At 74.4% G+C, this 22,483-nt stretch carries 19 protein-coding genes; 9 read left to right on the top strand and 10 right to left on the bottom strand.

Annotation, left to right across the window (positions count from 1 at the left end; all coding sequences use genetic code 11):
• Positions 1-29 precede the first annotated feature (29 nt).
• Positions 30-881, top strand: a complete 852-nt coding sequence (locus tag AB0O09_RS28120) for an EamA family transporter (protein WP_363546025.1) — start codon at positions 30-32, stop codon at positions 879-881.
• A gap of 67 nt (positions 882-948) precedes the next feature.
• Here the strand turns inward: AB0O09_RS28120 and AB0O09_RS28115 are convergent, their stop codons facing one another.
• The 5 genes from AB0O09_RS28115 to AB0O09_RS28095 all read right to left on the bottom strand — a co-directional run bounded on the left by AB0O09_RS28115 (position 949) and on the right by AB0O09_RS28095 (position 5,696).
• On the bottom strand, positions 949-1,527 hold the full coding sequence (locus tag AB0O09_RS28115) for an ATP/GTP-binding protein (RefSeq protein ID WP_363546023.1): 579 nt from the start codon (positions 1,525-1,527) through the stop codon (positions 949-951).
• A 20-nt stretch (positions 1,528-1,547) separates the two neighbouring features.
• Positions 1,548-1,919 carry a DUF742 domain-containing protein gene (locus tag AB0O09_RS28110; RefSeq protein WP_263102871.1) on the bottom strand — a complete coding sequence of 124 codons (372 nt, stop codon included), beginning with the start codon at positions 1,917-1,919 and terminating at the stop codon, positions 1,548-1,550.
• The gene (locus tag AB0O09_RS28105) at positions 1,916-2,350 is read right to left on the bottom strand and encodes a roadblock/LC7 domain-containing protein (RefSeq protein ID WP_030265945.1); all 435 of its coding nucleotides are present in this window, start codon (positions 2,348-2,350) and stop codon (positions 1,916-1,918) included. The genes AB0O09_RS28110 and AB0O09_RS28105 overlap by 4 nt, the downstream gene beginning before the upstream one ends.
• Positions 2,350-4,218 carry an ATP-binding protein gene (locus AB0O09_RS28100; protein ID WP_363546019.1) on the bottom strand — a complete coding sequence of 623 codons (1,869 nt, stop codon included), beginning with the start codon at positions 4,216-4,218 and terminating at the stop codon, positions 2,350-2,352. Before AB0O09_RS28100 ends, AB0O09_RS28105 begins: the two co-directional genes overlap by 1 nt.
• Before the next feature lie 251 nt (positions 4,219-4,469).
• Entirely contained in the window at positions 4,470-5,696 is a 1,227-nt protein-coding gene (locus tag AB0O09_RS28095) for an acyl-CoA dehydrogenase family protein (protein WP_363546017.1), read from the bottom strand.
• A 326-nt stretch (positions 5,697-6,022) separates the two neighbouring features.
• Here AB0O09_RS28095 and AB0O09_RS28090 point away from each other — a divergent pair, with 326 nt between their 5' ends.
• Entirely contained in the window at positions 6,023-7,096 is a 1,074-nt protein-coding gene (locus AB0O09_RS28090; protein WP_363546015.1) for a GAF domain-containing protein, read from the top strand.
• An 81-nt stretch (positions 7,097-7,177) separates the two neighbouring features.
• Here the strand turns inward: AB0O09_RS28090 and AB0O09_RS28085 are convergent, their stop codons facing one another.
• Complete coding sequence (locus AB0O09_RS28085) at positions 7,178-8,608, bottom strand: PLP-dependent aminotransferase family protein (protein ID WP_363546012.1); 1,431 nt, start codon at positions 8,606-8,608, stop codon at positions 7,178-7,180.
• Here AB0O09_RS28085 and AB0O09_RS28080 point away from each other — a divergent pair.
• Complete coding sequence (locus AB0O09_RS28080; protein ID WP_363546010.1) at positions 8,607-9,500, top strand: DMT family transporter; 894 nt, start codon at positions 8,607-8,609, stop codon at positions 9,498-9,500. The genes AB0O09_RS28085 and AB0O09_RS28080 overlap by 2 nt on opposite strands.
• Positions 9,501-9,528: 28 nt before the next feature.
• Here the strand turns inward: AB0O09_RS28080 and AB0O09_RS28075 are convergent, their stop codons facing one another.
• Both AB0O09_RS28075 and AB0O09_RS28070 read right to left on the bottom strand, forming a co-directional pair.
• Positions 9,529-10,614: a substrate-binding domain-containing protein gene (locus tag AB0O09_RS28075; RefSeq protein ID WP_344623657.1), complete on the bottom strand. Its 1,086-nt coding sequence runs from the start codon at positions 10,612-10,614 to the stop codon at positions 9,529-9,531.
• Between the two features lie 224 nt (positions 10,615-10,838).
• Positions 10,839-11,762 carry an EamA family transporter gene (locus AB0O09_RS28070; RefSeq protein WP_363546007.1) on the bottom strand — a complete coding sequence of 308 codons (924 nt, stop codon included), beginning with the start codon at positions 11,760-11,762 and terminating at the stop codon, positions 10,839-10,841.
• A 295-nt stretch (positions 11,763-12,057) separates the two neighbouring features.
• Between AB0O09_RS28070 and AB0O09_RS28065 the strand changes: the two genes are divergently transcribed.
• Together AB0O09_RS28065 and AB0O09_RS28060 are read left to right on the top strand one after the other, a co-directional pair.
• Positions 12,058-13,515, top strand: a complete 1,458-nt coding sequence (locus tag AB0O09_RS28065; RefSeq protein ID WP_363546048.1) for a lipase maturation factor family protein — start codon at positions 12,058-12,060, stop codon at positions 13,513-13,515.
• A gap of 151 nt (positions 13,516-13,666) precedes the next feature.
• The gene (locus AB0O09_RS28060; protein WP_363546004.1) at positions 13,667-15,649 is read left to right on the top strand and encodes a hypothetical protein; all 1,983 of its coding nucleotides are present in this window, start codon (positions 13,667-13,669) and stop codon (positions 15,647-15,649) included.
• Positions 15,650-15,736: 87 nt separating this feature from the next.
• Here AB0O09_RS28060 and AB0O09_RS28055 read toward each other — a convergent pair whose 3' ends face one another.
• Positions 15,737-16,705 (bottom strand): 2-oxoglutarate and iron-dependent oxygenase domain-containing protein, encoded by a 969-nt coding sequence (locus tag AB0O09_RS28055; RefSeq protein ID WP_363546001.1) that lies wholly within the window; start codon positions 16,703-16,705, stop codon positions 15,737-15,739.
• Positions 16,706-16,725: 20 nt separating this feature from the next.
• Positions 16,726-17,151: a nucleoside deaminase gene (locus AB0O09_RS28050; RefSeq protein WP_363546045.1), complete on the bottom strand. Its 426-nt coding sequence runs from the start codon at positions 17,149-17,151 to the stop codon at positions 16,726-16,728.
• Positions 17,152-17,345: 194 nt separating this feature from the next.
• Here AB0O09_RS28050 and AB0O09_RS28045 point away from each other — a divergent pair, with 194 nt between their 5' ends.
• The 4 genes from AB0O09_RS28045 to AB0O09_RS28030 all read left to right on the top strand — a co-directional run bounded on the left by AB0O09_RS28045 (position 17,346) and on the right by AB0O09_RS28030 (position 22,426).
• Positions 17,346-18,638 (top strand): PucR family transcriptional regulator ligand-binding domain-containing protein, encoded by a 1,293-nt coding sequence (locus AB0O09_RS28045; RefSeq protein WP_363545998.1) that lies wholly within the window; start codon positions 17,346-17,348, stop codon positions 18,636-18,638.
• Between the two features lie 137 nt (positions 18,639-18,775).
• Positions 18,776-19,627, top strand: coding sequence for an EI24 domain-containing protein (locus AB0O09_RS28040; RefSeq protein WP_363545995.1), 852 nt, complete (start codon positions 18,776-18,778; stop codon positions 19,625-19,627).
• Between the two features lie 59 nt (positions 19,628-19,686).
• A complete protein-coding gene (locus tag AB0O09_RS28035; RefSeq protein ID WP_363545992.1) occupies positions 19,687-20,940 on the top strand; it encodes a cytochrome P450 in 1,254 nt (417 codons plus the stop codon).
• A 187-nt stretch (positions 20,941-21,127) separates the two neighbouring features.
• A complete protein-coding gene (locus AB0O09_RS28030; protein ID WP_363545989.1) occupies positions 21,128-22,426 on the top strand; it encodes a bifunctional GNAT family N-acetyltransferase/ATP-binding protein in 1,299 nt (432 codons plus the stop codon).
• Positions 22,427-22,483 lie beyond the last annotated feature (57 nt).

Below are 22,483 nucleotides of genomic sequence, written 5' to 3'. Positions count from 1 at the left end.
GGACGTCTGCGACGGGGACGGGAGCGGGCATGGACGCAACAATGGTGCCGGTGGTCGTACTGGTGGCGGCCGCACTCCACGCGGTGTGGAACGCCCTGGCCCACGCCCTCCCCGACAAGGTGGTCGGCTTCGCCCTCATCAACGCGGCCTTCCTCGGCGGCGGCGTCCTGCTCGCCTGCCTCGCCCCGCTGCCCGACGCCCGCACCTGGCCCTACCTGACCGCCTCCGCGGTGCTCCAGGTGCTCTACCAACTGCTGCTCCTGCAGGCCTACCGGCTGGGCGACTTCGGGCAGATGTACCCGCTCGCCCGCGGCACCGCACCCTGGCTGGTGGCCGCCCTCTCGGTGCTGGTGCTCGGCCGCCCGCTCGGCACCGGCCAGTGGGCCGGCATCCTGGTGATCTCCGCAGGCCTGGCCGGGCTGGCGCTGGCCGACGGCGTACCCGGCCGCACCCGACTGCCCGCGGTGGCCGCGGCCCTGGGCACCGGTGCGATGATCGCCGGGTACACCGTGGTCGACGGGACGGGCGTGCGGACCTCCACCACCGTGCTCGGCTACATCGCCTGGCTGTTCGTCCTGCAGGGCGCCGGCATGCTGCTCACCGCCGTGCTGCTGCGCGGCCCCTCGCTGTTCTGCGAGCCCGGCCCCGGCTGGGTGCAGGGCGTCACCGGCGGGGTGCTCTCGCTCGCCGCGTACGGGCTGGTGGTGTGGGCCCAGGCGCACGGCGACCTGGCGACGATCGCCGCACTGCGGGAGACCGGCATCGTGATCGCCGCGGTGATCGGCGCCCTGGTCTTCCGCGAGCGGCTCGGGGTGGCCCGGATGGCCGCCGGGGCGGTGGTGGTGGCAGGCATCGCCGTCCTCCAACTCGCCCCGGCCTGACGCGGGGACAGCCACGAAGGTCAAGCCGCCCAGCGCCCCTGGGTGGCTGCCCCCACTCCCCGCCAGGTCAGGCCGGCCGGCCCGCCGCCGCCAGGGCTCCGGTGCGGACGCGGTCCAGCAGGGCGAGCAGCACCTCCTTGCTGGAGGCCCGGTCGCGGACGTCGCAGAGCACCACCGGCACCGACTCGTCGAGGTCCAGCGCGGCCCGGACGTCCTCGGCGGACGCCTCGCGGCGGCCGTGGAAGCAGTTCACGCCGACCGCGAAGGGCACCCCGCGCTGCTCGAAGTAGTCGACCGCGGCGAAGCTGGACTCCAGCCGCCGGGTGTCCGCCAGGACGATCGCGCCGAGGGCGCCCAGCGCGAGGTCGTCCCACATGAACCAGAAGCGGAACTGCCCCGGGGTGCCGAAGAGGTAGAGCACCAGGTCGTCCCGGAGGGTGATCCGGCCGAAGTCCATGGCGACCGTGGTCGTCGACTTGTCGCGGACGCCGTCGAGGCTGTCCACGCCGACGCTGGCCTGGGTGATCCGCTCCTCGGTCGACAGCGGCTCGATCTCGCTGACCGAACCGACCATGGTGGTCTTGCCCACGCCGAAACCGCCGGCCACCAGGATCTTGACCGCCCCGGGGACCAGGCTCTGGGTCATCGTGCTTGCTCCTCAGCTGTTCAGAGATTGCGCACGCCGTCGATGACGGCCTGGACGAGGGCCAGGTCCGGCACCTCGGCCAGTGGGACCGGCGCCCGCGTGATGATCAGCGAGGCGTCGGCGAGGTCGCCGAGCAGCACCTTGACCACGCTCACCGGAAGGTCGAGCTGGGCCGCGATCTCGGCGACCGCCAGCGGCCGCTCCCGGCACATGCCGAGGATCGCCGCCGGTTCGGGCCCCAGCCGGGTGGTGTCGACGCGCGGGTCGGCGGTGACCACCAGGGTGATCAGCGAGTAGTCGGTGCGGCCCGACTCCGTCCGCCCGCCGGTGATCGCGTAAGGGCGGACGAGATGCCCGGCCTCCCGGTCGAACCACGCCTCCTCGGGGGTCACGCAAGGTCACCCGCCCGGTCCCGGCCCGCATCGCTGCGCGGCGCGGCGGTGAGGTAGGCACCGACCTGCTTGACGAGCATGTTGATCTCATAGGCCATCAGGCCCGCGTCGACCGCCTCGGAGGTGAGCACGGCCAGCCGGGCGCCCTGGCCCGCGGTGGTGACGAAGAGGAACAGGTGGTCCATCTCGATCACGGTCTGCCGGACGCGGCCGCCGTCGAAGCGCTGGCCGGCGCCGCGGGCGAGGCTCTGCAGCCCGGACGCGACGGCGGAGAGGTGCTCGCCGTCGGCGCGGTCCAGGTTCTTGTCCATGCCGACGAGCAGCCCGTCCTCGGACAGCACCACGGCGTGCCTGGTCTCCGGTACCCGGGAGACCAACTCGTCCAGCAGCCAGTTGAGATCGCGCTGGGTTTCGGTGTGCTGGGTCGTCATCAGGGCTGGTCCTCGCGAGCAGGGGCATGGTCGGGTGCGGTGGTGGTGGGGGTCTCGGCGGAGGCCCCGGCGGGCTCCTCGGCGGGGAACGCCTTCGGCGGCGCACTGTCGCGGGCCGTCCGGGTGCCGCGCTGGATGGCGGCCATGGTGGCGCGCGAGCGCTGCGGCGAGGGGTCGTCCTCCGGGGCGGGCCGGGCCGGCCGGGCGGCCGCGCCGGCGGCCGGGGTGCCGCCGCCGGTGGCGCGCTCGGCCGCGGCGGCCTCGCGGAGCTGGTCGGCGAGGCTGGCGTTGCGCACCCGCTTCGGCAGCACCTTCGGGGTGCGCAGCTCGCCCCCGGCGGTGAGGTCCTGCGGGTCCTGCAGCTCCTGGACGTCCGGGGCGGCGGGCGGCTCGGCCACGGCCGGACGGACGTAGGAGGTCCCGGCGGCGGGCAGCGCGGGCGGCTGCGACCGCCGGGTGGGCAGCTCGCGCGGCTCCGGGGCGGTCTCGTGGACGGCCCGTTCGGCGACCGGAGCCGGCTCGGGCGCCACGGGCTCGGCAAATTCGGCCGAAGGCGCGGACTGTGCCGGGACGACGGGAAGGTCGGGCGCGGTCGGCGCACGGAACGGCACGGCGGAGACCACCGCGCCCGGCAGGCCGGGGATCGGCGCGCCCGCGGTGAGTCCGCCCGCGGGACGGGCGGCGGGCTGCTCGGCCACCCGGGCGCCGAACGGCAGGCCGGGGAAGCCGGTGGGCGCCGGAGCGGCCTCCAGCAGCGCGGTGGGCAGCAGGACGACCGCGCGGGTGCCGCCGTAGGGCGAGGGGCGCAGCGCGACCTGGATGTCGTGCCGGCCGGCGAGCCGGGAGACCACGAACAGGCCCAGCCGCAGGTCGTCGCCGAGCGCGGCGACGTCCAGCTCCGGCGGGTCGGCGAGGTAGGCGTTGAGCCGCTCGTACTCCTCCTCGGACATGCCGAGGCCGCGGTCCTCGACCTCGACGGCGAGGCCCTTGGGGACCTCCTGCGCCGAGACCAGCACCTGGGTGTAGGGCGGGGAGAAGGTGGTGCCGTTCTCGATGAGTTCGGCGACCAGGTGGATGACGTCGGCGACGGCCTGGCCGGCCAGCGCGGTGCGCGGCACGCCCTGGACGACCACCCGGGCGTAGTTCTCGGTCTCGGAGACCGCCGAGCGCAGCACGTTGACCATCGGCACGGCGTTGCGCCAGCGGCGGGCGGGCAGCGCGCCGCCGAGGACGACGAGGTTCTCGGCGTTGCGGCGCATCCGGGTGGCCAGGTGGTCGACCGCGAACAGCTCCTTGAGCAGCTCCGGCTCCTCGTGGCGGCGCTCCAGCTCGTCCAGCATGGTGATCTGGCGGTGGATCAGCACCTGGGTGCGGCGGGCGATGTTGAGGAAGACCTTCTTGGTGCCCTCGCGGCTCTGCGCCTGCTGGACGATGGCCGCGACCGCGGTCCGCCGGACGGCGTCGACGGCCTCGGCGACCTGCTGGATCTCGTCGCCGCCGGAGCGGCGGGCGGTGCGGCCGTCGGCCGGCTCCGGCACGCTCTCACCGGCCTCGATCTGCCGGACGACGCCGGGCAGTTCGGTCTCGGCGAGGGTGCGGGTGATCTCCCGCAGGCCGTCCACCCTGGCGGTGAGCACCTGGGCGGTGCGGCGGCCCTGGACGAGGCTCCAGGCCAGCACCGCGGCCACGACGGCGGTGCCGAGCGCGAACGCCAGGTCCTGCCCGGCGTGCAGCAGCAGGACGCCGGCGTACCCCCAGGCGACGGCGAGGCCGGCGCAGGGCACCAGCACCAGGGGGAGGAGGGAGGTACGGAGGGAGCCGGTGCGGCCGGCGCGGTGGCCGGGGCGCTGGGCCGGTATGCCTGGCATCTGATTCCTCGTGCGGGTGCAGACGGCGTGAGCCCGTGCGAGTCGACGGGTGCCGGCGGGGACGAGCGGGAAGGATATACCGCTTGTTGACTGTCCGTCATCAATTGGTTCCGCACGACCTGGCCGCCGACGGCAGCACGGTACCAGCCGCGACTGGCCGAAGAGCAACATCATCTGACGGAATGTGGACTGTACGACGGGTGTTCGGGTCCGCCCGGCGCCCGGCGCGCCGGGCGGACGCCGGGCGCCGATCAGACCGCGAGCGCCTGCGGGGCCCAGACCGTGCTGTGCACCTTGACCAGCTCGGCGAGCTTCTCCGACCACTGCACGCCGTAGCTGCCGGCGGCCACCTGGCCGAGGCGCAGCCGCTGGACGTCGGAGGTGCCGGCCGGCGGGTAGACGTGCGTGGCGTCGCGCAGGTAGCGCTCGATCCGGAAGTCCGACTGCAGGCCGCGGGCGGCGTGGATCTCCATCGCGTTGCGCGCCGAGTCCAGGGCGTACTCGGTGTTCACCAGCTTGGAGTTCATGAGCTCCGCGTCGCACGGCCGGCCGAGGTCCAGCAGGTGGGCGGCGTGGTACGCGGCCAGCCGGGCGGTCATCAGCCGGGACTGCATCTCGCCGATCTTCAGGCTGATGTTGGGGAGTTCGGCCAGCGGCTTGCCGTAGAGCGAGCGTTCCTCGGCGAAGGCGACGGTGTCCTCGACGATCGCCCGGTGGATGCCGAGGGCGACCGCGGCGAGGTTCGGCCGGCCGTACAGGATGCTGGAGGAGTAGGCGACGTCCAGGCCGGTGCCCTCGTCGCCGAGGCGGTTGGCGGCCGGGATGCGGCAGTCCTCGAAGACCAGCTCGCCGAAGCTGAAGCCGTGCAGACCGCTCTGGCAGCCGGGGTCGCCGAGCCGGAAGCCGGGTGCGTCGCCGGGCACCAGGAAGGCGGAGAGGCCGCGGGAGCCCTTGCCGGTGCGGAACACCACGCCGTGCACGTCGCCGATGTGCGAGTTGCCGACGAACCACTTGCGGCCGTTCAGCACGTAGTCGCGGCCGCGCTTGCGGGCGGTGCCGGACATGCCGAGCACGTGGCCGCCGGACTCCGGCTCGGTGACCGCGATGGTCGGCAGCGCCCGGCCGTCCGCGAACTGCGGCAGCCACTGTCGGCGCTGCTGCTCGGAGCCGAAGTGGATGACCTTGGCCACGCCGAGCTGGGAGGCCTGGGCGATGGCGCCCATCGCACCGCTGACCCGGGAGAGTTCCTCGATGACGACGGTCTTGGCCAGGTGGCCGAGCCCCATGCCGCCGTACACCCGGGGGATGGTGACGCCGATCCATCCTCTGCGGGCGATCTCCCGTGCGAGGTCGTGCTCGACGGTGCGCTCCGCCTCCATCCGGGCGATCTGCGGTCGTACCTCCTTCTCGGCGAACTCCCTGACCTCGGCACGCAGTTGCTCGTGCCGCTCGTCGGTGAAGTAGTCCTGGCCCAGCATGGGCGTCCTCTCGTCGGTCGGGAGCGCCGCCGTCCCGCCGCCCGCGCAGGGGTGACCGGGGGTGGGGGGACGGTCGGAACGGCCGCCGCGCCGTTGAGGGCCGCGCGCGGTTGGACGGGTGACCCGTCCTCGGCAAGCACTCATTGTCATATGCGTCACTGCGCACCTCCAGAGCGTGATCATGGATTGGCGTGAAACGGGTGCGACGTTTTCGGTGCAGGATTTGATCGTGTTCCGGATGGGAATGGATCTTCCCTTCCTGTTTCCGACCATCTGACGAGACGTCGCCGATCCGGTCGGCAAGGAGTTCTGACACCATGTCCGCCATGACTGATGTGATGAGCGCTCAGAACGCCTATCCGGGCGGTGGGGGCGAGTCCGGACGGACCCGCCGGCTCCGCGACCTGGGACTCAACGACCCCAGCCCGGACGAGGCCTTCGACCGTTTCGCGCACCTCGCGGCCAGCATCACCCGCGCCCCGATCGCGATGGTCAACTTCATCAACGACGAGCGCCAGATGTTCCGCGGGCTCTACATCCCGCCAAATCCCGCGCAGAACCAGCCCGTCGAGGACGACGCCTGGGCCGACCGCGGCATCGCCTTCGACCTCCCGGCCCGCGAGATGCCGCTCAGCCACGGGTTCTGCCCGCACGTGGTGGCGCAGCGCTCGCCGCTGGCGCTGGACGACATCCTGGCCTACCCCCGGTTCGCGGGTAACCCGGTCGTCGACGAGCTGGGCGTGCGCGCCTACCTCGGCGCCCCGCTGGTGGACGACACCAACACCGTCATCGGCACGGTCTGCGTGCTGGACCGCGAGCCGCGCCAGTGGGGCCGCGAGCGCCTCAAGGACATCCAGCACCTGGCCGAGGCGCTGCTCTCCGAGATCCGGCTGCGCGACAACCTGCTCGCCCAGCAGCAGGAGATGTTCGCGGCCTTCGACGGCTCGCCCTTCCCGATCATGCTCACCGACGGCGTCGACAACGCGATCCGCTACGCCAACGCCGAGCACGCGGGCATCTTCGGCGCCCCCGGCCCGTACTCCGACCTGGCCCAGGCCTACCCGCAGCTGGCCGCCGCCGGTCTGCCGCTCGCGGTCGGCGAGGCCCACCGCACCGGCCGGTCCACCGTGCTCAAGGACATCCGGGTCCAGTCCTACCTGCCGGGTGCCCGGCGCGCCGAGCAGGTGTACACCTTCACCTGCACCCCGCTGCGCAACGCCCGCACGGGCATGGTGAACGGCGTGCTGACGGTGGGCATGGACGTCACCGCGCAGTCCCGCACCGAGGAGGAGCTCGGCACCCTCGCCGCACTGCTGGTGGACCGGCTGCAGCAGTCCGGCCGCAACCCCGGCGAGATGCTCCCCCCGTACCCGCAGGGCCGCCCGGGCCTGTCGGGCTGACCGCCTTCCGGCCGGGGCGCGCACGGCGCCCCGGTCCGGCCGGCCGCCGCGGGGCCGGCCGAGCCGACCGGGGCGTACGGATCAAGCCATCCCGTCGAGGGCCGCGGCCAGCCGCTCCGCCCCGGCCACCAGCCGGTCGACGCCCTCGGCCGCACCGTAGCCCGCCCGCAGGTGCGGGGCCGGCGGCTCGGCGGTGAAGTAGGCGCGTCCCGGCGTGACGGCGACGCCGGCGCGCAGCGCGGCGGCGGCGAGCCGCTGCGGGTCGGTGCCGTCGGGCAGCCGCAGCCACAGGTGGTGGCCGCCGGTGGGCAGCCGCTGCGGGAGCAGCTCGGGCCGCAGCCGCCCGAGCGCACCGGCGAGCGCCGTCCGGCGTTCCTGCAACCGCCCGGCCAGGGACCGCAGGTGGTGCGCCCAGGCCGGCGCGCCGACCAGTTCCAGCGCCGCCTCCTGCAGCGGCCGCGGCACGAAGAAGCTGTCGACGGCCTGGACGGCCCGCAGCCGCTCCAGGGCCGGGCCGCGGGCGGTGAGCGCCGCGACCCGCAGGTTGGCCGAGGTGGGCTTGGTCAGCGAGCGGATGTGCACCACCACGCCGTCCGGGTCGTCCGCGGCCAGCGGCGGCGGGGGCGGCGGGGCGTCGGCGTGCGCGAGCCGCCGGGCGAAGTCGTCCTCGACCACGAAGGCGCCGGCCGCCCGGGCGATGCGCAGCACCTCGGGCCGCCGGGCGGCCGACAGCACCGCCCCGGTCGGGTTCTGGTGGAGCGGCTGGCAGACGAACACCCGTGCCCCGCTGGCCGCGAAGGCGTCGGCGAGCAGACCGGGCCGCACGCCGTCGGCGTCCACCGGCACCGGGACGGGGCGCAGCCCGGCCGCGCGGGCCACCGCCAGCAGCCCCGGGTAGGTGGGGGACTCCACCAGGACGGGCGCACCGGGTGCGGCCAGCGAGCGCAGCGCGGCGGTGAGGGCGCTCTGCCCGCCCGCGGCCACCAGCACCTCGGAGGCGCTCACCGTCCCGCCGATGTCGCGGGCGAACCAGGTGCGCAGCTCGGGCAGGCCCTCCAGCGGCGGCCTGCTCCAGGCGCCGGGCCGCCGGCCGGCCCGGGCGAGGGCCCCGGCCAGCGCCTGTTCGGGCAGCAGCGAGGAGTGCAGGTAGCCGCCGTTGAGGTCGATCACCTCGGCGGGCTGGACGGCGAGCGCGCCGAGCACCCCGGAGGCGTCGGCGGACCGGGCCGGCGGCACCCCGGCCTCGGCGCTGAGGGCGACCTCCTGCCAGGAGGTGTCCCCGGCGACCGGCACCGGGCGCGGTGCCGCGGCCCGGAAGACCCCGGCGCCCGGACGGGAGACGACCAGCCCCTCGGCCGCCAGCAGGGCGATCGCCCGGGCGACCGTCACCGGGCTCACCTGGTGGCGTTCCATCAGGGCCCGGCTGGACGGCAGTCGACCGCCGACCGGGTAGCGGTCCAGTTCGGATCGGAGAATCGCGGCAAGATCCGCCCCACTGCTACGCTCGTGCATGACAGCACACGATAGCGCTATCGCCACCCGTCCAGTAGCGGTCGGCGGCACCGCACTCGCCGCCCTGGGCGTCCTCGCCTTCTCCTTCAGCTTCCCGGCCACCGCCTGGGCGCTCACCGGCTTCGGGCCGTGGACGGCCGCCGGCCTGCGCGGGGTGCTCGCGGCGGCCGTGGCCGGCGCCGGTCTGCTCGCCGCCCGGGTGCCGCTGCCGGACCGGGCGCACTGGCCGGGCCTGGCGGCCGTGGCGGTCGGCTGCGTCCTCGGGTTCCCGCTGCTCACCACGCTGGCCCTGCAGACCTCGTCCACCGCGCACTCGGCGGTGGTGATCGGCCTGCTGCCGCTGGCCACCGCCGTGGTGGCGGCGGTGCGCTCGGGCGGGCGGCCGTCCCGGGGCTTCTGGTGGGCGGCACTGGCCGGGGCGGTGGTGGTGCTCGGCTTCACGGTGCAGCAGAGCCGCGGTGCGCTGAGCCGTGCGGACCTGCTGCTGGTCGCGGCGCTGGCGGTGTGCGCGGCGGGCTACGCGGAGGGCGGGCGGCTGGCCCGCTCGATGCCCGGCTGGCAGGTGATCGCCTGGGCGGTGGTGGCGGCGCTGCCCGCATCGGCGCTGGCGGCGGGCCTGGCCCTGGCCGCGGAGCCGTTCCACGCGGGGCCGCGGGCGCTGGCCGGTCTCGCCTACACGGCGGCGGTCTCGCAGTTCGGCGGCTTCGTGCTCTGGTACCGGGGGATGGCGGCGATCGGCGTGCCCAAGGCCAGTCAGCTGCAGCTCGCGCAGCCGCTGCTCACGCTGGGCTGGGCGGTGCTGGTGCTGGGGGAGCGGTTCTCCCCGGCGGCGCCGGTCGCGGCGCTCCTGGTGCTGGGATGCATCGCGGCCACCCAGCGGGCGCGGGGCTGACGCCCGCCCGCCGGGTGGCCGCAGGGTGTCACTTGACCTCGATGCCGGCTTCCTGGCAGGCCTGGGCGACCTGCGGGGTGCAGACCTCCTTGGCCTTGTAGAGGTTGCCGGCGATGACGGTCGAGGCCACCTTCTCCTTGGTGACGACGATCGGGCTGAGCAGCATCGACGGGATCTGCAGGCCGTTGCTCTCGGTCATGGCGCTCGCGACCGAGGTGATGTCCAGGCCCTTCACGAGGTAGACGGCCATGGTGGCGGCGGCGTCGGCCTCGGGCTTGTACGGCTTGTAGATGGTGTACGTCTGGTCGCCGGTCAGGATCCGCTGGATCGCGTCGAGCGAGGCGTCCTGGCCGCCGACCGGCACGTTCATGCCCGCGCCCTTGAGTGCGCCGATGATCGACGAGGCCATGCCGTCGTTGGCGGAGTAGACCGCCTGGATACCGGTCTTGCCGAAGTGGCCGATCGCCTCGTTGACCTTGGTGGCCGCGAGTTCGGGCTTCCACTCGCCCGACTGCTCGTAGACGATCTTCTTGACCTTCTCGTCGAGGATCTTGTGCGCGCCCTTCTTGAACTGGGCGGCGTTCGGGTCCGACTCGGCCCCGTTGATCATCACGACATTGGCGTTCGACGCCTTGTTGCCCAGCGCGTCCAGCAGGGCCTGGCCCTGGAGCTCGCCGGTGCGCTCGTTGTCGAAGGAGATGTAGGCGGCGACCTTGCCCGCGGCGAGGCGGTCGTACGCGATGACCTTCACGCCCTTCTTGGCGGCGGCGTCCACCCAGGTCGCCGTGGCGCCCGAGTTCACCGGGTCGAGGAGGATGACCTTCACGCCCTTGGCCAGCAGTGCGTCGAACTGCTGCTTCTGGACGGTCTCGTCGCCGTCCGCGTTGGCGTAGTCGACCTCGCACTTGGTGCACAGCGCGGCGACGGAAGCCTCGATCAGCGGCTTGTCGAAGCTCTCGTACCGGGTCGACGACGACTTCTCCGGCAGCAGCAGACCGATGGTCTTCGTGCCGGAGGAGGTGCTCGCACTACTGCCCGAGCCGCACGCGGCCAGTGACAGCGCCGCCGACACAGCGGCCGTGCCGGCGAGGATGCGACGCGTCATTGCGTTCATGGTGGGTGGTGCCTCCCTGACAGCGCCGCGGAGTGCGGCGAGCAGGAAGTCAATCCGCCGACGCCGAGGCCCGTCAACAAGTAAAACGTTCACTAAGATTTCTCGACCACATTGTTACCTTGTTGAATACATGATCTCCCTCCGGCCCCCCTCCGAGCGATGATGCCGTCAACTTCTCAACTCACGGACAGGGCCCGGCCACCCGACGGTGCGGGCCCGTCCGATCAGCGCTCGGTCCGCACCACCAGGCACACCCCGGCCACCACTACGCCGCCGCCGACCGCGATCGGCCAGGTCAGCGCCTCGGACAGGACCGTCCAGCCGAGCAGCACCGCGACCACCGGGTTCACGTACGCGTAGGTGGCCACCAGTGGCAGCGGCGCGCGCTGCAGCAGCCAGGCGTACGCGCTGAACGCGATCAGCGAACCGAACACCACCAGATAGGCGAGCCCGGCCCAGGACGCCCCCGACACCGCGGCCGGGTCGAAGCCCTGCGGCTCGTGCCGGACGAGGGCCAGCACCAGCGCCCCGACGCCGCCCGCCAGCATTTCGTACACGCTGGCCGTCAGCGGATTGGCCGGCATCGGCAGCCGGCCCGCCAGCACCGAGCCGCAGGCCCACAGCAGCGAGCCGACCAGCAGCGCGACCAGGCCCAGCAGCCGCACCTCGCCGGTCAGGCCCGGTGCGCTCAGCACCACCAGCCCGAGCAGGCCGACCAGCACCCCGCCCAGGGTGGCCGCCGGCGTCCGGTGCCCCAGCACCCGACGCAGCACCACGACCCACAGCGGCACGCTCGCCACCATCAGCGCGGCCAGCCCGGACGGCACCGACCGCTCCGCCAGCACCACCATGCCGTTGCCGCCGACCAGCAGCAGCAGGCCGACCAGGACCGCCGAACCCAGCTCGCGCGAGGACACCCGCAGCGCGGCGGGCCCCTGGCGGACGGCGATCAGCACCGCCAGCACCAGCCCCGCCGCGACGAAGCGCATCGCCCCGGACAGGAACGGCGGCATGGTCTCCACCACGACCCGGATCGCCAGGTAGGTCGAGCCCCACACCACGTAGACGATGCCGAGCGCGCCCCAGACCGCGCCGGACAGGCCGCGCGGGGGAGCGGCGTCCTTCGGGGCCGCGACGGGAGTACTCACAGGGACGGATCGGGACGGATCTGGACAGGACGGGTCGGCGGCTGGCTGCGGCGAAGCCGATGTCACGGGCGTCTCCCTGGTTCGGTACTGAACATCCGGTATGAGATCACAGTCCGGCGGACCGCGGGAGCCCCGTCCCACCCTGCGGCCGGCGCGCCCGCCCCCCGTGGCCCCGCTCGCCCCGTGCGCCTTCCGGATGAAGTCGGCGGCCCGGACGGACGCCACCGCGCGCCGGACCGGCCTCGCAGTGGTAGGCATGGACGGTCCGAGCGCGGACGACCGAGGAGCGCACGAGGTGGAGTGGTTCGCGGCCCCCGACTACTGGCTCGCCCGCCAGGTCTTCCAGCGGCTGGTCGCGCTGCTCTACACCGTCGGGTTCGTCGCCGCGGCCAACCAGTTCCGCGCCCTGATCGGCGAGCGCGGCATGCTCCCCGTCCCGCGCTTCACCGCCGCCGTCCCCTTCCGGCGCTCGCCCAGCCTGTTCCACTGGCACTACAGCGACCGGGCCTTCGCCGCCACCGCGTGGGCCGGAGCCGCCCTCTCCGCCGCGCTGGCCGCCGGGGCGGGCGACCTCGTTCCGCTCTGGGCCGCGATGTCCTGGTGGGCGCTGCTCTGGGCGCTGTACCTCTCCGTCGTCAACGTCGGCCAGACCTGGTACGCCTTCGGCTGGGAGTCGCTGCTGCTGGAGTCCGGGGTGCTCGCCGCCTTCCTCGGCAACGGCGACGTCGCCCCGCCGGTCACCGTCCTGTGGCTGCTGCGCTGGCTGCTCTTCCGCGTCGAGTTCGGCGCCGGACTGATCAAGTGGCGCGGCGACGCCTGCTGGCGCGACCTCACCTGCCTCTACTACCACCACGAGACCCAGCCGATGCCCGGCCCGCTCAGCTGGTTCTTCCACCATCTGCCGAAACCGCTGCACCGGGTCGAGGTCGCGGCCAACCACACCGTCCAACTGCTCGTGCCGTTCGCGCTCTTCCTGCCCCAGCCGGAGGCGAGCATCGCCGCCGCCCTGATGGCCGTCACCCAGCTCTGGCTGGTCCTCTCCGGCAACTTCGCCTGGCTGAACTGGCTCACCATCGCCCTGGCGCTCTCCGCGGTCGACGCCGGCACCGCAGGCCGCGTGCTCCCGCTCCCCGACGCCCCGCACCACTCCGCCGCCCCCGTCTGGTACGAGGTGCTGGTGCTCGCGTTCACCGCCGGCGTGCTCGTCCTCAGCTACCGGCCCGCCCGCAACCTGCTCTCACCCCACCAGGCGATGAACCGGTCCTACGACCGACTCCATCTGGTGAACAGCTACGGCGCCTTCGGCTCGGTCACCCGGATCCGACACGAGATCGTCCTGGAGGGCACCGACGCCCGACTCCCCGGTCCCGACACCCGCTGGCACGCCTATGGATTCCGGGGCAAACCGGGCGAACTCCGGCGTATGCCGCGACAGATCGCCCCCTATCACCTCCGTCTCGACTGGCTCATGTGGTTCGCCGCCATCTCCCCCTCCTACGCCCGGCCCTGGTTCGCCCCACTGGTCGCCCGGCTGCTCGTCAACGACCCCGACACCCTCCGGCTGCTCCACCACAACCCCTTCCCGGACACCCCGCCCACCTTCGTCCGCGCCCGCCTCTACCGCTACCGGTACAGCAGTTGGCGCCGACTCAGGTCCACAGGCGAGTGGTGGCAGCGCGAGCCCCTGCGCGACTTCCTCCCGCCGGTCACGCTCAGCGACGTCCGGCACCTCGCACCCCGGGCCGGGCCATGACACGGCACAGCTCCGCAACAACGCGCCAGGTGCTCGCGCCCGTCGAACGGGCACCCGTATTCTGGCCCTCGCGCCGTACCCGCCGAGCCGCATCTCGGCGCCTCTCTCCGCAGAACCCCCTCCCGTCACCCGCCACGAACCGGACTTCCACATGACAGTGCGCTACCTGAACGACGCCGACGCCTCGGTGCCGGCCCCGGCTGCCACTCCGGACGGCGAAGCCGGGCCGGACACCCGCGAGGAGCTCGGCCGGTACGCCGACCAGGGCGGCTTCACCCTGACCCCCGACGCCAACCCGTGGCTCGCCGCAGCCACCACCGTCACCGAGGGCGAGGACGCGCGCGCCGCCTCCACCGTCCTCGCCGAACTGCGCAGCCTCGAGATCCGCGCCGTCGGCGGCGCGGTCAGCGGCCTCGCCGCCAAGGCCGAACTCGACGTCCCGGACACCCTGCTCGGCCTGAGCACCCTGCTCGACGTCCTGCAGCGCGTCCAGTCCGCCACCACCACGCTCAGTGCCGAGGCCTTCTCCGCAGACCTCGACGCCCTCGCCGCCGCCACCGGCACCCGCCGCTGGCGCGCCGAGCAGAACGTGAAGCTGTCGATCGGCCGCCGCTGGACGCTGCGCTCGCAGGCCAAGGCGCTCACCGGCGGCAAGAAGATCGGCCGCGCCGACCTGCACGCCGCCCTCGCCGCGGCCGCCGGCGCCCGCAGCGACTGGTCCGCCCTCGCCACCGGCGGCGCCAACCCGGCCGTCCCGGTCGACGGCGCCCTGCTCGCCGAGACCGCCCAGGCCATCGACTCGCTCGGCACCGCCGTCCGCGCCCTCGGCCGCCTGCTGCCCGGCCAGGAGCCGGAGTCCCTGCCGCTCGGCGAACTCGCCGACCTGGTCGACCGCCTGGCCGCCGACGAGGGCACCCTCTTCCGGCTGCCCGCCCTCGCCTCCCTCCGTGCCGCACTCGCCGAGGAGGGCCTCGACGGCCTGCTCGCTGAGCTGACGGAGCGTCAGGCCGACCGTGAGGCCGCCCTCGCCGCGTACGACCGGCACACCGCCGGTGCCACCGAGGACGGTACGGACGCGGAGGAAGCCGCCCGCCAGGCGCTCGCGGCCGGTCCGCGGGGCGAGCAGACCGCGGAGGCCGTCGAGATTGCTGAGGCGGTCGAGGTTGCCGAGGTCGAGATCGAGGCGGTTGAGGTCGAGGTCGAGGCCGTCGCGGAGGAGACCGCGGAGGCTGAGGCTCAGGTCGAGGTCGAGGTCGAGGCCGAGCCGGTGGTGGCCGAGGTTGCGGCCGAGGAGGCCGTCGCCGACGTCGAGCCGGTGGCCGAGGCCGAGGCTGAGCCCGCCGAGACGGAGGCCGTCGCCGAGCCCGAGCCCGAGCCGGTGGTCGAGGTCGAGCCGGTGGCTGAGGTCGAGGCGCCCGTCGAGGAGCCGGTGGCTGAGGTCGAGCCCGAGGCCGTCATGGAGGAGCCGGACGTCGAGGCGGAGCCGGCCGTCGAGGCGGAGGCTGCCGCCGAGGTCGAGCCCGTGGTCGAGGTCGAGCCCGTGGTCGAGGTCGAGCCCGTGGTCGAGGTCGAGCCGGTTGCCGAGGTCGAGGCGCCCGTCGAGGCCGTCGCCGACGTCGAGCCGGCCGTCGAGGCGGAGGCCGTCGTCGAGGCCGAACCGGTTGTCGAGGTCGAGGAGACCGTCGAGGCCGTCGCCGACGTCGAGCCGGCCGTCGAGGCGGAGGCCGTCGCCGAGGCCGAGCCCGCTGTCGAGGCCGAGCCGGTTGCCGAGCCCGAGGCTGTCGTCGAGCCGGAGGCGGCCGTCGAGGTCGAGGCGCCCGTCGAGGAGCCCGTCGTCGAGGAGCCGGTGGCCGAGGTCGAGCCCGAGGTCGTCGTCGAGGAGCCTGCTGCCGAGCCGGTCGTCGAGGCGGCTGCCGGTGGTCGGCCGGAGAAGCCGGAGATCACCCCGGGCAAGGCGGTGACCGCCTACACCCCGGCCGAGCTGGTGGCGCTGGTGGGCTGGCTGGACGGTGACGGCACCGAGCGTTCGGACGACGAGCTGCTCCGCGCCGCGATGAAGGAGCTGGGCTTCACCCGCCTCGGCCCCCGCATCAAGGAGGCGCTGGGCGCCGCCGTCTCCGAGGTCCGTGCCTGACCGGACCGACCGTGCCGGGTCCGTGCCCGCCGACTCCCCGACCGGGGGCGGCGGGCACGGCCGTGTCCGGGCCGGGTGCCGGTGCGGTCAGCCGACGGTGATGGCGTCCAGTTTGGCCCGCAGGTAGGCCGTGGAGTCGACCGGCGGGTGCGCCACCCGTCCGATCGGCGCGGGCAGCGGGCTGACGCGGGTGTGCGGGTCGCACTCGTAGAAGTAGACCAGGGACATGAGCTCCTCGTCGGGGGCCTCGGGGGAGGGCGGCAGGACGCGGTGGCGTCCGGACCGCCAGCGGTCGCCCGTCCAGCGGGCCATCAGGTCGCCGATGTTGACGGTGAGCGCGGCCGGGTCCCAGGGGGCGTCGGCCCAGCCCTGTTCCTCCGTCCAGATCTGGAGCCCGCCGCGGCCCTGCTGGCGGTCGAGCAGGGTCACCGTGCCGAAGTCGGTGTGCGGGCCGATCCGGTACTGGCCGGGCAGTGGTTCGCCGAGCGTGCCGGCCGAGGGGTACCAGTTGATGTTGCAGGTGTAGGTGGGGGCGCCGGTGTGCCGGGTGAAGAAGTCCCCGGGCTGTCCGAGGGCCGCCGCGAGCAGCCGCAGCGTCTCGTCGGCGACGGTCCGCATCCTCGCCATGTACGTCTCCACCAGGGCCTGCAGGCGCGGTGCCTCGGCGGTCGGCCAGACGTTCGGCCGGAACCAGTAGTCGTCCACCTCCTCGTCGCCGGTGGGCCGGTCGGCGCCGACCGTCCAGGACTCCTTGAGGTCGGGCGGGGTCTCGGTGCCCTCGGCGTAGCCGTTCGCCTCGGCGCCGGGGCCGAGCCAGCCGCGGCCGCCGACCGCGACGGCGTAGCGCTGCTTCACCGCCTCCGGCAGGGCGAAGAACCCGCGGGCCGCCGCCCGGACCTCGGCCCGCTCCCGTTCGGTCACCCCGTGCCCGGTGAGCAGCAGGAATCCCGCGCGGCCGAGCGCCTCGTCGACGCTGCGGGCGATCCGGGCCCGCTCCTCCGCGGTGCCGCCGGTCCACGCACCGAGGTCGACCGTGGGAATCCGTACCTCTGCCATGCCGTTCGCTCCTGTCCGCGTCATTCGCCGATGTCCTCGAACCACAGCTCGGGCCGGGCCGCGACGAAGTCCGTCATCAGCCGGACGCACTCGGGGTCGTCCAGCACTGTGATGCCGACGCCGTGTTCGGCCAGCCAGTCGTGGCCGCCGCTGAACGTCCGGGCCTCGCCGACGACGACCCGGCCGATGCCGAACTGCCGGACCAGGCCGGAGCAGTACCAGCAGGGCGACAGCGTGGTGACCATCGTGGTCCAGCGGTAGCCGCGCATCCGGCCGGCCGCCCGGAACGCCGCCGTCTCCGCGTGCATCGACGGATCGCCGTCCTGGACGCGGCGGTTGCGACCGCGTCCGAGCAGTTCGCCGTGCTCGTCGAAGAGCGCGGCCCCGATCGGGATCCCGCCCTCCGCCAGCCCGGCGCGGGCCTCCTCGACGGCGACCGCGAGCATCTCCTGCACATCCACCGGCTCCACCTCCCGATCCGAAACACCGTGGCAACGAAGGGTGCGTACCCTCCCTGGCGCCCGGTCCGACGTGCTTCCACGTCCGACTCCCCACCCGGCGGCATCCTCCCGCCCCGTCCCACCCGCTGCGAGCTGCGCCCGTACACCCACCTGAACCACCGAGCACCCGGGAGGCCGCCGTGCCCGCACTCACCGTCCGCGAGGTCCTCGCCCTCGACGTCCTCGGGCCGGCCGCCCCGCTGCTGCTGGCCGGCCGGGGCGGGCTGGAACGGTCCGTCCGCCGGGTGTGCACCGGCGAGGTCCCCGAGGGCGCCGCTGCGCTGTCCGGTGGCGAACTGCTGCTCACCGACGGCCACGGGCTGGCCCGGGCCACACCGCAGCGGCAGCGCGCCTGCGTCCGGGAGCTGGCCGGCTCCGGGGCGGCGGCGCTGTTCGCCGAGGTCGGCCGGGCGCTGCCGCGGATGCCGGCCGCGGTCACGGCCGAGGCGGAGCGGCTGGGCCTGCCGCTGGTGGCGCTGCGCCGGGTGGTGCCGTTCGCCCGGGTCGCCGAGGCCGTGAACTCCGCGATCGGCTCGCCGACGATCGGCCGGTCGGCCCGCGACCTGCGGGAGACCCCGGACTCCCACCCCGCCCGGGCACTGATCGGGGCCCTGCTGGACGGGGTGGACCCGGCCCGGGCGGAGGCCGTCGTGCGCGCCGCACTGGCCGGGTTCTGGGTGCCGGACGGCCACCGGCTCCTGGGCCTGGCCGCCCGCGGCCTGCCGCAGGCCCTGCCGCCCCGGACCACCGCGCCGCTGCTCGGCCGGGTGCCCGGCGCCGCCCTGGCGGCCGCAGTCCGGGGCGGTCTGTTCGCGCTGATCGCGGTGCCGCCGGCCCCGGACCCGGTGCGTGCGGTCCGGGCCGTGCTGGAGGAGACGGCCCCGCCGGGCTCGGTGGTCGCCCTCGGGCCGGCCGTCCCCGCCGCTGCCGGCTGGGACCGGTACGGCGAGAGTCTGCGCGAGGCCGCCGCCACCCTCGAACTCGCCGTCACCGTGCCGCCCGCCGAGCCGCGCCGATCCGGCCCGCAGCAGCCGCGGGTGGCCACTGCCCGGGCGTTCGCCCTGGAGCGGGAACTGACCCGGTCCGGCGGCCGGGAGCGCTGGGCCCGGCTGGCCGGGGACGTGCTCGGCCCGTTGCTGGAGTGGGAGTCCCGGTACGCCGGCGACCTGGTGCGCACCCTGGAGGTGCACCTGCGCCACGGCTGCTCGCCGACCCGTACCGCCGCCCTGCTGCACATCGGCCGGCAGTCGCTCTACCAGCGGCTGGAGCGGATCGAGGGGTTGCTCGGGACGGCGGTCGCCGACCCCGAGGTGCAGGGCGAGCTGCTGCTCGCCACCTGCGCACACCGCTTGTTGCAGGCCGTCCCGGGCACCCGTCAGGCCGCCGCCCGCCCGCACCGCAGACCGGTCGCCGGTGGTGGCCGCACCGGGTAGCGGCCCGCGGCCGGGCGGACGGACCGTCACCACCGGCGCCCTGTGCATCCACGGCAGGGAGGACCCGTTACCTCCTTGTGCCGCGACCGCGACCCCGCAGGCGATCATGGAGTGCGCCCGGCCCGTAGGCTGGGGCCATGCGAGATGTTGCGGCGGGGATCGGGTACCTCCTCAAGGGCCAGCGCTGGGTGGCCCGGCACGGGCGCTGGTGGGGCTTCGGGATGATCCCGGCGCTGATCACCCTGGTCGGGTACGCCGGTGCGATGACGGCGCTCGTGCTGTACGCGGGGGACCTCGCCGACTGGGCGACGCCGTTCGCCGACGGCTGGGGCTCGCCCTGGCAGGGCCTGCTGCGCGGTGCGCTCGCGGTGACCGCGGTCGCCGTCGGCGGGCTGCTGTCGGTGATCACCTTCACCGCGGTGACCCTGCTGGTCGGCCAGCCGTTCTACGAGTCGCTCTGCGAGAAGGTCGACGAGACGGAGGGCGGCGCTCCGGCCCGCTCCGACGTGCCGCTCTGGCGCGAGCTGTGGATCTCGGCGCGGGACAGCCTGTACGTCCTCGTCCGGGTCGCCGCGATCGGCCTGGTGCTCTTCCTCTGCGGCTTCCTGCCGGTGGTCGGCCAGACCGCCGTCCCGGCGATCGGCTTCGTGGTGTCCGGCTACTTCCTGACCGCCGAGCTCACCGCGGTGGCGCTGCAGCGCCGCAGCGTCCCGCAGAAGGAGCGGCTGCGCCTGCTGCGGTCCCGCCTCGGTCTGGCGCTCGGCTTCGGCGTGCCGCTGGTGCTGCTGTTCCTGGTGCCGTTCGTGACGGTGCTGGCGATGCCCGGCGCGGTGGCCGGCGCCACCCTGCTGGGCCGCGACCTGGCTCCGGTGGAGCCGTCGGACGAGTCGGACGACGCCGAGGACGCCGACGACGCCGAGGACGACGCCCTCGGCAGCGGCTCCGACCCGGCCCGCCGATCGGATCACGCCATCGACCTGGGGAAGTGAAACCACAGCGAGTGACGGCGATTTGACTTTCCGCCACCGGGTGGAAGATAAAAGCCGTCATGAGCGCACCGGCAGGCACCCAGGCCACCGCGACCCCGCCCGCCCCCGCGGGCGTCGACCTCGCCGATCCCGGCTTCTGGCGGCTGCCGGAGGCCGACCGGTCCGCGGCCTTCGCCGAACTCCGGCGCCTGGACGGCCCGGTGCGCTTCACCCACCGGGCCACCGGCCGGAGCTTCCTCGCGCTCGTCCGGCACGCCGACGTGGTCGCCGCCAGCCGCACCCCCGAGGTGTTCATCAGCGGCCCGGGCGTGACCACGCCCGAGCCGGCCCGCTGGGTGCGGACGGTGTTCGGCGACTCGATGGTCAACCTGGACGACCCGCGCCACGCCGACCTGCGCCGGATCGTCTCCCGCGCCTTCACCCCGCGGCTGATCTCCCGGGTCGAGGAGGACATCCGCCGGGTCGCGGTGCGACTCGCCGACGAGGTGCTCGACCGCCGCCCGGAGGACTTCGTCACCGCCGTCGCCGCGGAGCTGCCCTACCAGGTGATCTGCAACATGATGGGCATCCCCGAGCGGCAGCGGCGGCAGATCCTCGCCCAGGTCAACCACGCCTCGGAGCACACCGGGGTGGCCCGCGGCCGGCTGCGGGTGCCCGGGCGGGGCCTGCGGGCGCTGGCCCGGATGCAGTTGGTGATCGCGGCGCTCGGTCGCGAGCGCCGCCGCCGGCCGACCGAGGACCTGATCTCCGCCCTGGTCGCCGCCGACGTCGACGGCCGCCACCTCAACGCCCGCGAGCTGGGCGCCTTCTTCTCGCTGCTGCTGGTCGCCGGCGTGGAGACCACCCGCAACGCGCTCGCCCACGGCCTGCACCTGCTCACCAGCCACCCGGCCCAACGCGCCCTGCTGGCGGAGGACTTCGACGCGCGGATCGGCGGCGCGGTGGAGGAGATCGTCCGGCACTCCAGCCCGATCATCCAGTTCCGCCGCACCGTCGCGGTCGACCACGTCCTCAACGGCACCCGGCTCGCCCAGGGCGAGAAGGTGGTGCTGTTCTTCGCCTCCGCCAACCGGGACGAGGCGGTCTTCACCGACCCGGACGCCTTCGACATCACCCGCTCGCCCAACCCGCACCTCGGCTTCGGCGGCGGCGGCCCGCACTTCTGCCTCGGCGCCTACCTGGCCCGGCAGGAGATGAAGGTGCTCTTCCGCGAGCTGTTCACCCGGATGCCCGAGCTGCGCTCGGTCGGCGAGCCGGTGCTGATCCCGTCCAGCTTCGACCACCGGGTCCGCTCGCTGCGCTTCACCTTCTGAGCCCTCGGAGCTTCCCGGGTCCTCCGGGCTTCCCGGTCCTCCCCGACCTGCCCTTTCGCGGCGCGGCCGGCCACCCGCAGTCCGTACGGTTCGCACCCGGTCGCTTGTCCGCTCCGGCAGGCGCCGCCGTCCACCGCCTCCCCCTACCGTCCTGGCATCCCACCAGGACGGACGAGAGGCGCGCACCGTGCAGGTGTCCACCACCGAGTGGCTGATCCACGACTACCGCGAGGACGACCTGGCGGCGGTCGTCCATCTCATCGACACCACCGCCGGCCTCGGCCAGGAGTCGGTGTTCTCGCTGGCCGAGTGCATCACCGCGCTCACCTCCCGGCAGCCGGCGGTGGTCGCGGTCAGCCGCGGCGCCCCGATCGGCGCGGCCCTCGCCCACGTCGCGGGGGACCGGGCCTGGGTGATGCGGATCGCCATCGCCCCGGGGTGGCGCGGCCGGGGACTCGCCAGCGCCCTGCTCCGCGAGCTCGAACGCCGGCTGGTGGACCGCCGGGTCCGGCGGATCGCCTACGTCCTGCCGGAGGAGGAGCAGCTCGGCGAGGGCCTGCACAACGCCGGGTACAGCCGCCGGCCGGCCGTCGCCTACTTCGAGAAGGCCGAGCCGCAGCACGGGCCGTCGGCCGGTCTGCTGGAGGAGCTCGGCGGCCGGGTGCTGCCCGGCGACCTGTGGCAGAAGGTGGCCGGCATGGAGGCAGAGAAGGCGCTGATCGAACGCCGGGTGGTGCTGCCGCTCGCCGAGCCCGAGCGGGCCGCCCGGCACGGCGTCCGGCCGCCGCGGGCCGTCGCGCTGTTCGGCCCGCCCGGCACCGGGAAGACCACCTTCGCCCGGGCGGTCGCCTCCCGGCTCGGCTGGCCGTTCGTGGAACTGCTGCCGTCGCGGCTCGCCGACGAGGGCAACCTCGCCGCGGCACTGCGCACGGCCTTCGCCCGGATCGCCGAGCTGGAGCGGGTGCTGGTCTTCATCGACGAGGTCGAGGAGATCGCCCCGGTGCGCGGCGAGGGCGCGGCCGGCGGCATGCACGGGGTCACCAACGAACTGCTCAAGCTGATCCCGGGGTTCCGCGAGGGGGAGGAGCGCCTGCTGGTGTGCGCCACCAACTCGATCCGCTCGCTCGACCCGGCCTTCCTGCGCCACGGCCGGTTCGACTACCTCGTCCCGATCGGCACCCCGGACGCGGCGGCCCGCCGTGCGATCTGGTCCCGGTACGCGGCGGGCCGGGCCGGGGTCGACCTCGACGCCCTGGTCGCCGCCAGCGGGCTGTTCACCCCCGCCGACATCGAACACGCCGCCCGGATCGCGGCCCAGGCGGCGTTCGAACGCGATCTCGGCGAGCCCGCCGAGGGGGAGCGGGCGGCCGCGGCAGGGGCCGCCACGGAGGACTACCTCGCCGCCATCGCCCAGTGCCGGCCGACCGTCACCCCGGCGATGACGGAGGAGTTCACCGCGGACATCGGCTCGCACGCCCGCATCTGAGCAGCTCGCCGTCCGGTGCACTCCACCCGGCCGCCGTCCTCGGGCGGCGGCCGGGCC

Source organism: Kitasatospora sp. NPDC093679 (assembly GCF_040683455.1).
Classification (GTDB): Bacteria; Actinomycetota; Actinomycetes; order Streptomycetales; family Streptomycetaceae; genus Kitasatospora; species Kitasatospora arboriphila.
This window is presented reverse-complemented; position numbering and strand designations above follow the sequence as displayed.

Coding starts and splice junctions, on each gene's coding strand:
- AB0O09_RS28120 (WP_363546025.1), top strand. CDS start 30: ATGGACGCAACAATGGTGCCGGTGGTCGTACTGGTGGCGGCCGCACTC.
- AB0O09_RS28115 (WP_363546023.1), bottom strand. CDS start 1,527: ATGACCCAGAGCCTGGTCCCCGGGGCGGTCAAGATCCTGGTGGCCGGC.
- AB0O09_RS28105 (WP_030265945.1), bottom strand. CDS start 2,350: ATGACGACCCAGCACACCGAAACCCAGCGCGATCTCAACTGGCTGCTG.
- AB0O09_RS28100 (WP_363546019.1), bottom strand. CDS start 4,218: ATGCCAGGCATACCGGCCCAGCGCCCCGGCCACCGCGCCGGCCGCACC.
- AB0O09_RS28095 (WP_363546017.1), bottom strand. CDS start 5,696: ATGCTGGGCCAGGACTACTTCACCGACGAGCGGCACGAGCAACTGCGT.
- AB0O09_RS28090 (WP_363546015.1), top strand. CDS start 6,023: ATGACTGATGTGATGAGCGCTCAGAACGCCTATCCGGGCGGTGGGGGC.
- AB0O09_RS28080 (WP_363546010.1), top strand. CDS start 8,607: ATGACAGCACACGATAGCGCTATCGCCACCCGTCCAGTAGCGGTCGGC.
- AB0O09_RS28085 (WP_363546012.1), bottom strand. CDS start 8,608: ATGCACGAGCGTAGCAGTGGGGCGGATCTTGCCGCGATTCTCCGATCC.
- AB0O09_RS28075 (WP_344623657.1), bottom strand. CDS start 10,614: ATGAACGCAATGACGCGTCGCATCCTCGCCGGCACGGCCGCTGTGTCG.
- AB0O09_RS28060 (WP_363546004.1), top strand. CDS start 13,667: ATGACAGTGCGCTACCTGAACGACGCCGACGCCTCGGTGCCGGCCCCG.
- AB0O09_RS28055 (WP_363546001.1), bottom strand. CDS start 16,705: ATGGCAGAGGTACGGATTCCCACGGTCGACCTCGGTGCGTGGACCGGC.
- AB0O09_RS28050 (WP_363546045.1), bottom strand. CDS start 17,151: ATGCTCGCGGTCGCCGTCGAGGAGGCCCGCGCCGGGCTGGCGGAGGGC.
- AB0O09_RS28040 (WP_363545995.1), top strand. CDS start 18,776: ATGCGAGATGTTGCGGCGGGGATCGGGTACCTCCTCAAGGGCCAGCGC.
- AB0O09_RS28035 (WP_363545992.1), top strand. CDS start 19,687: ATGAGCGCACCGGCAGGCACCCAGGCCACCGCGACCCCGCCCGCCCCC.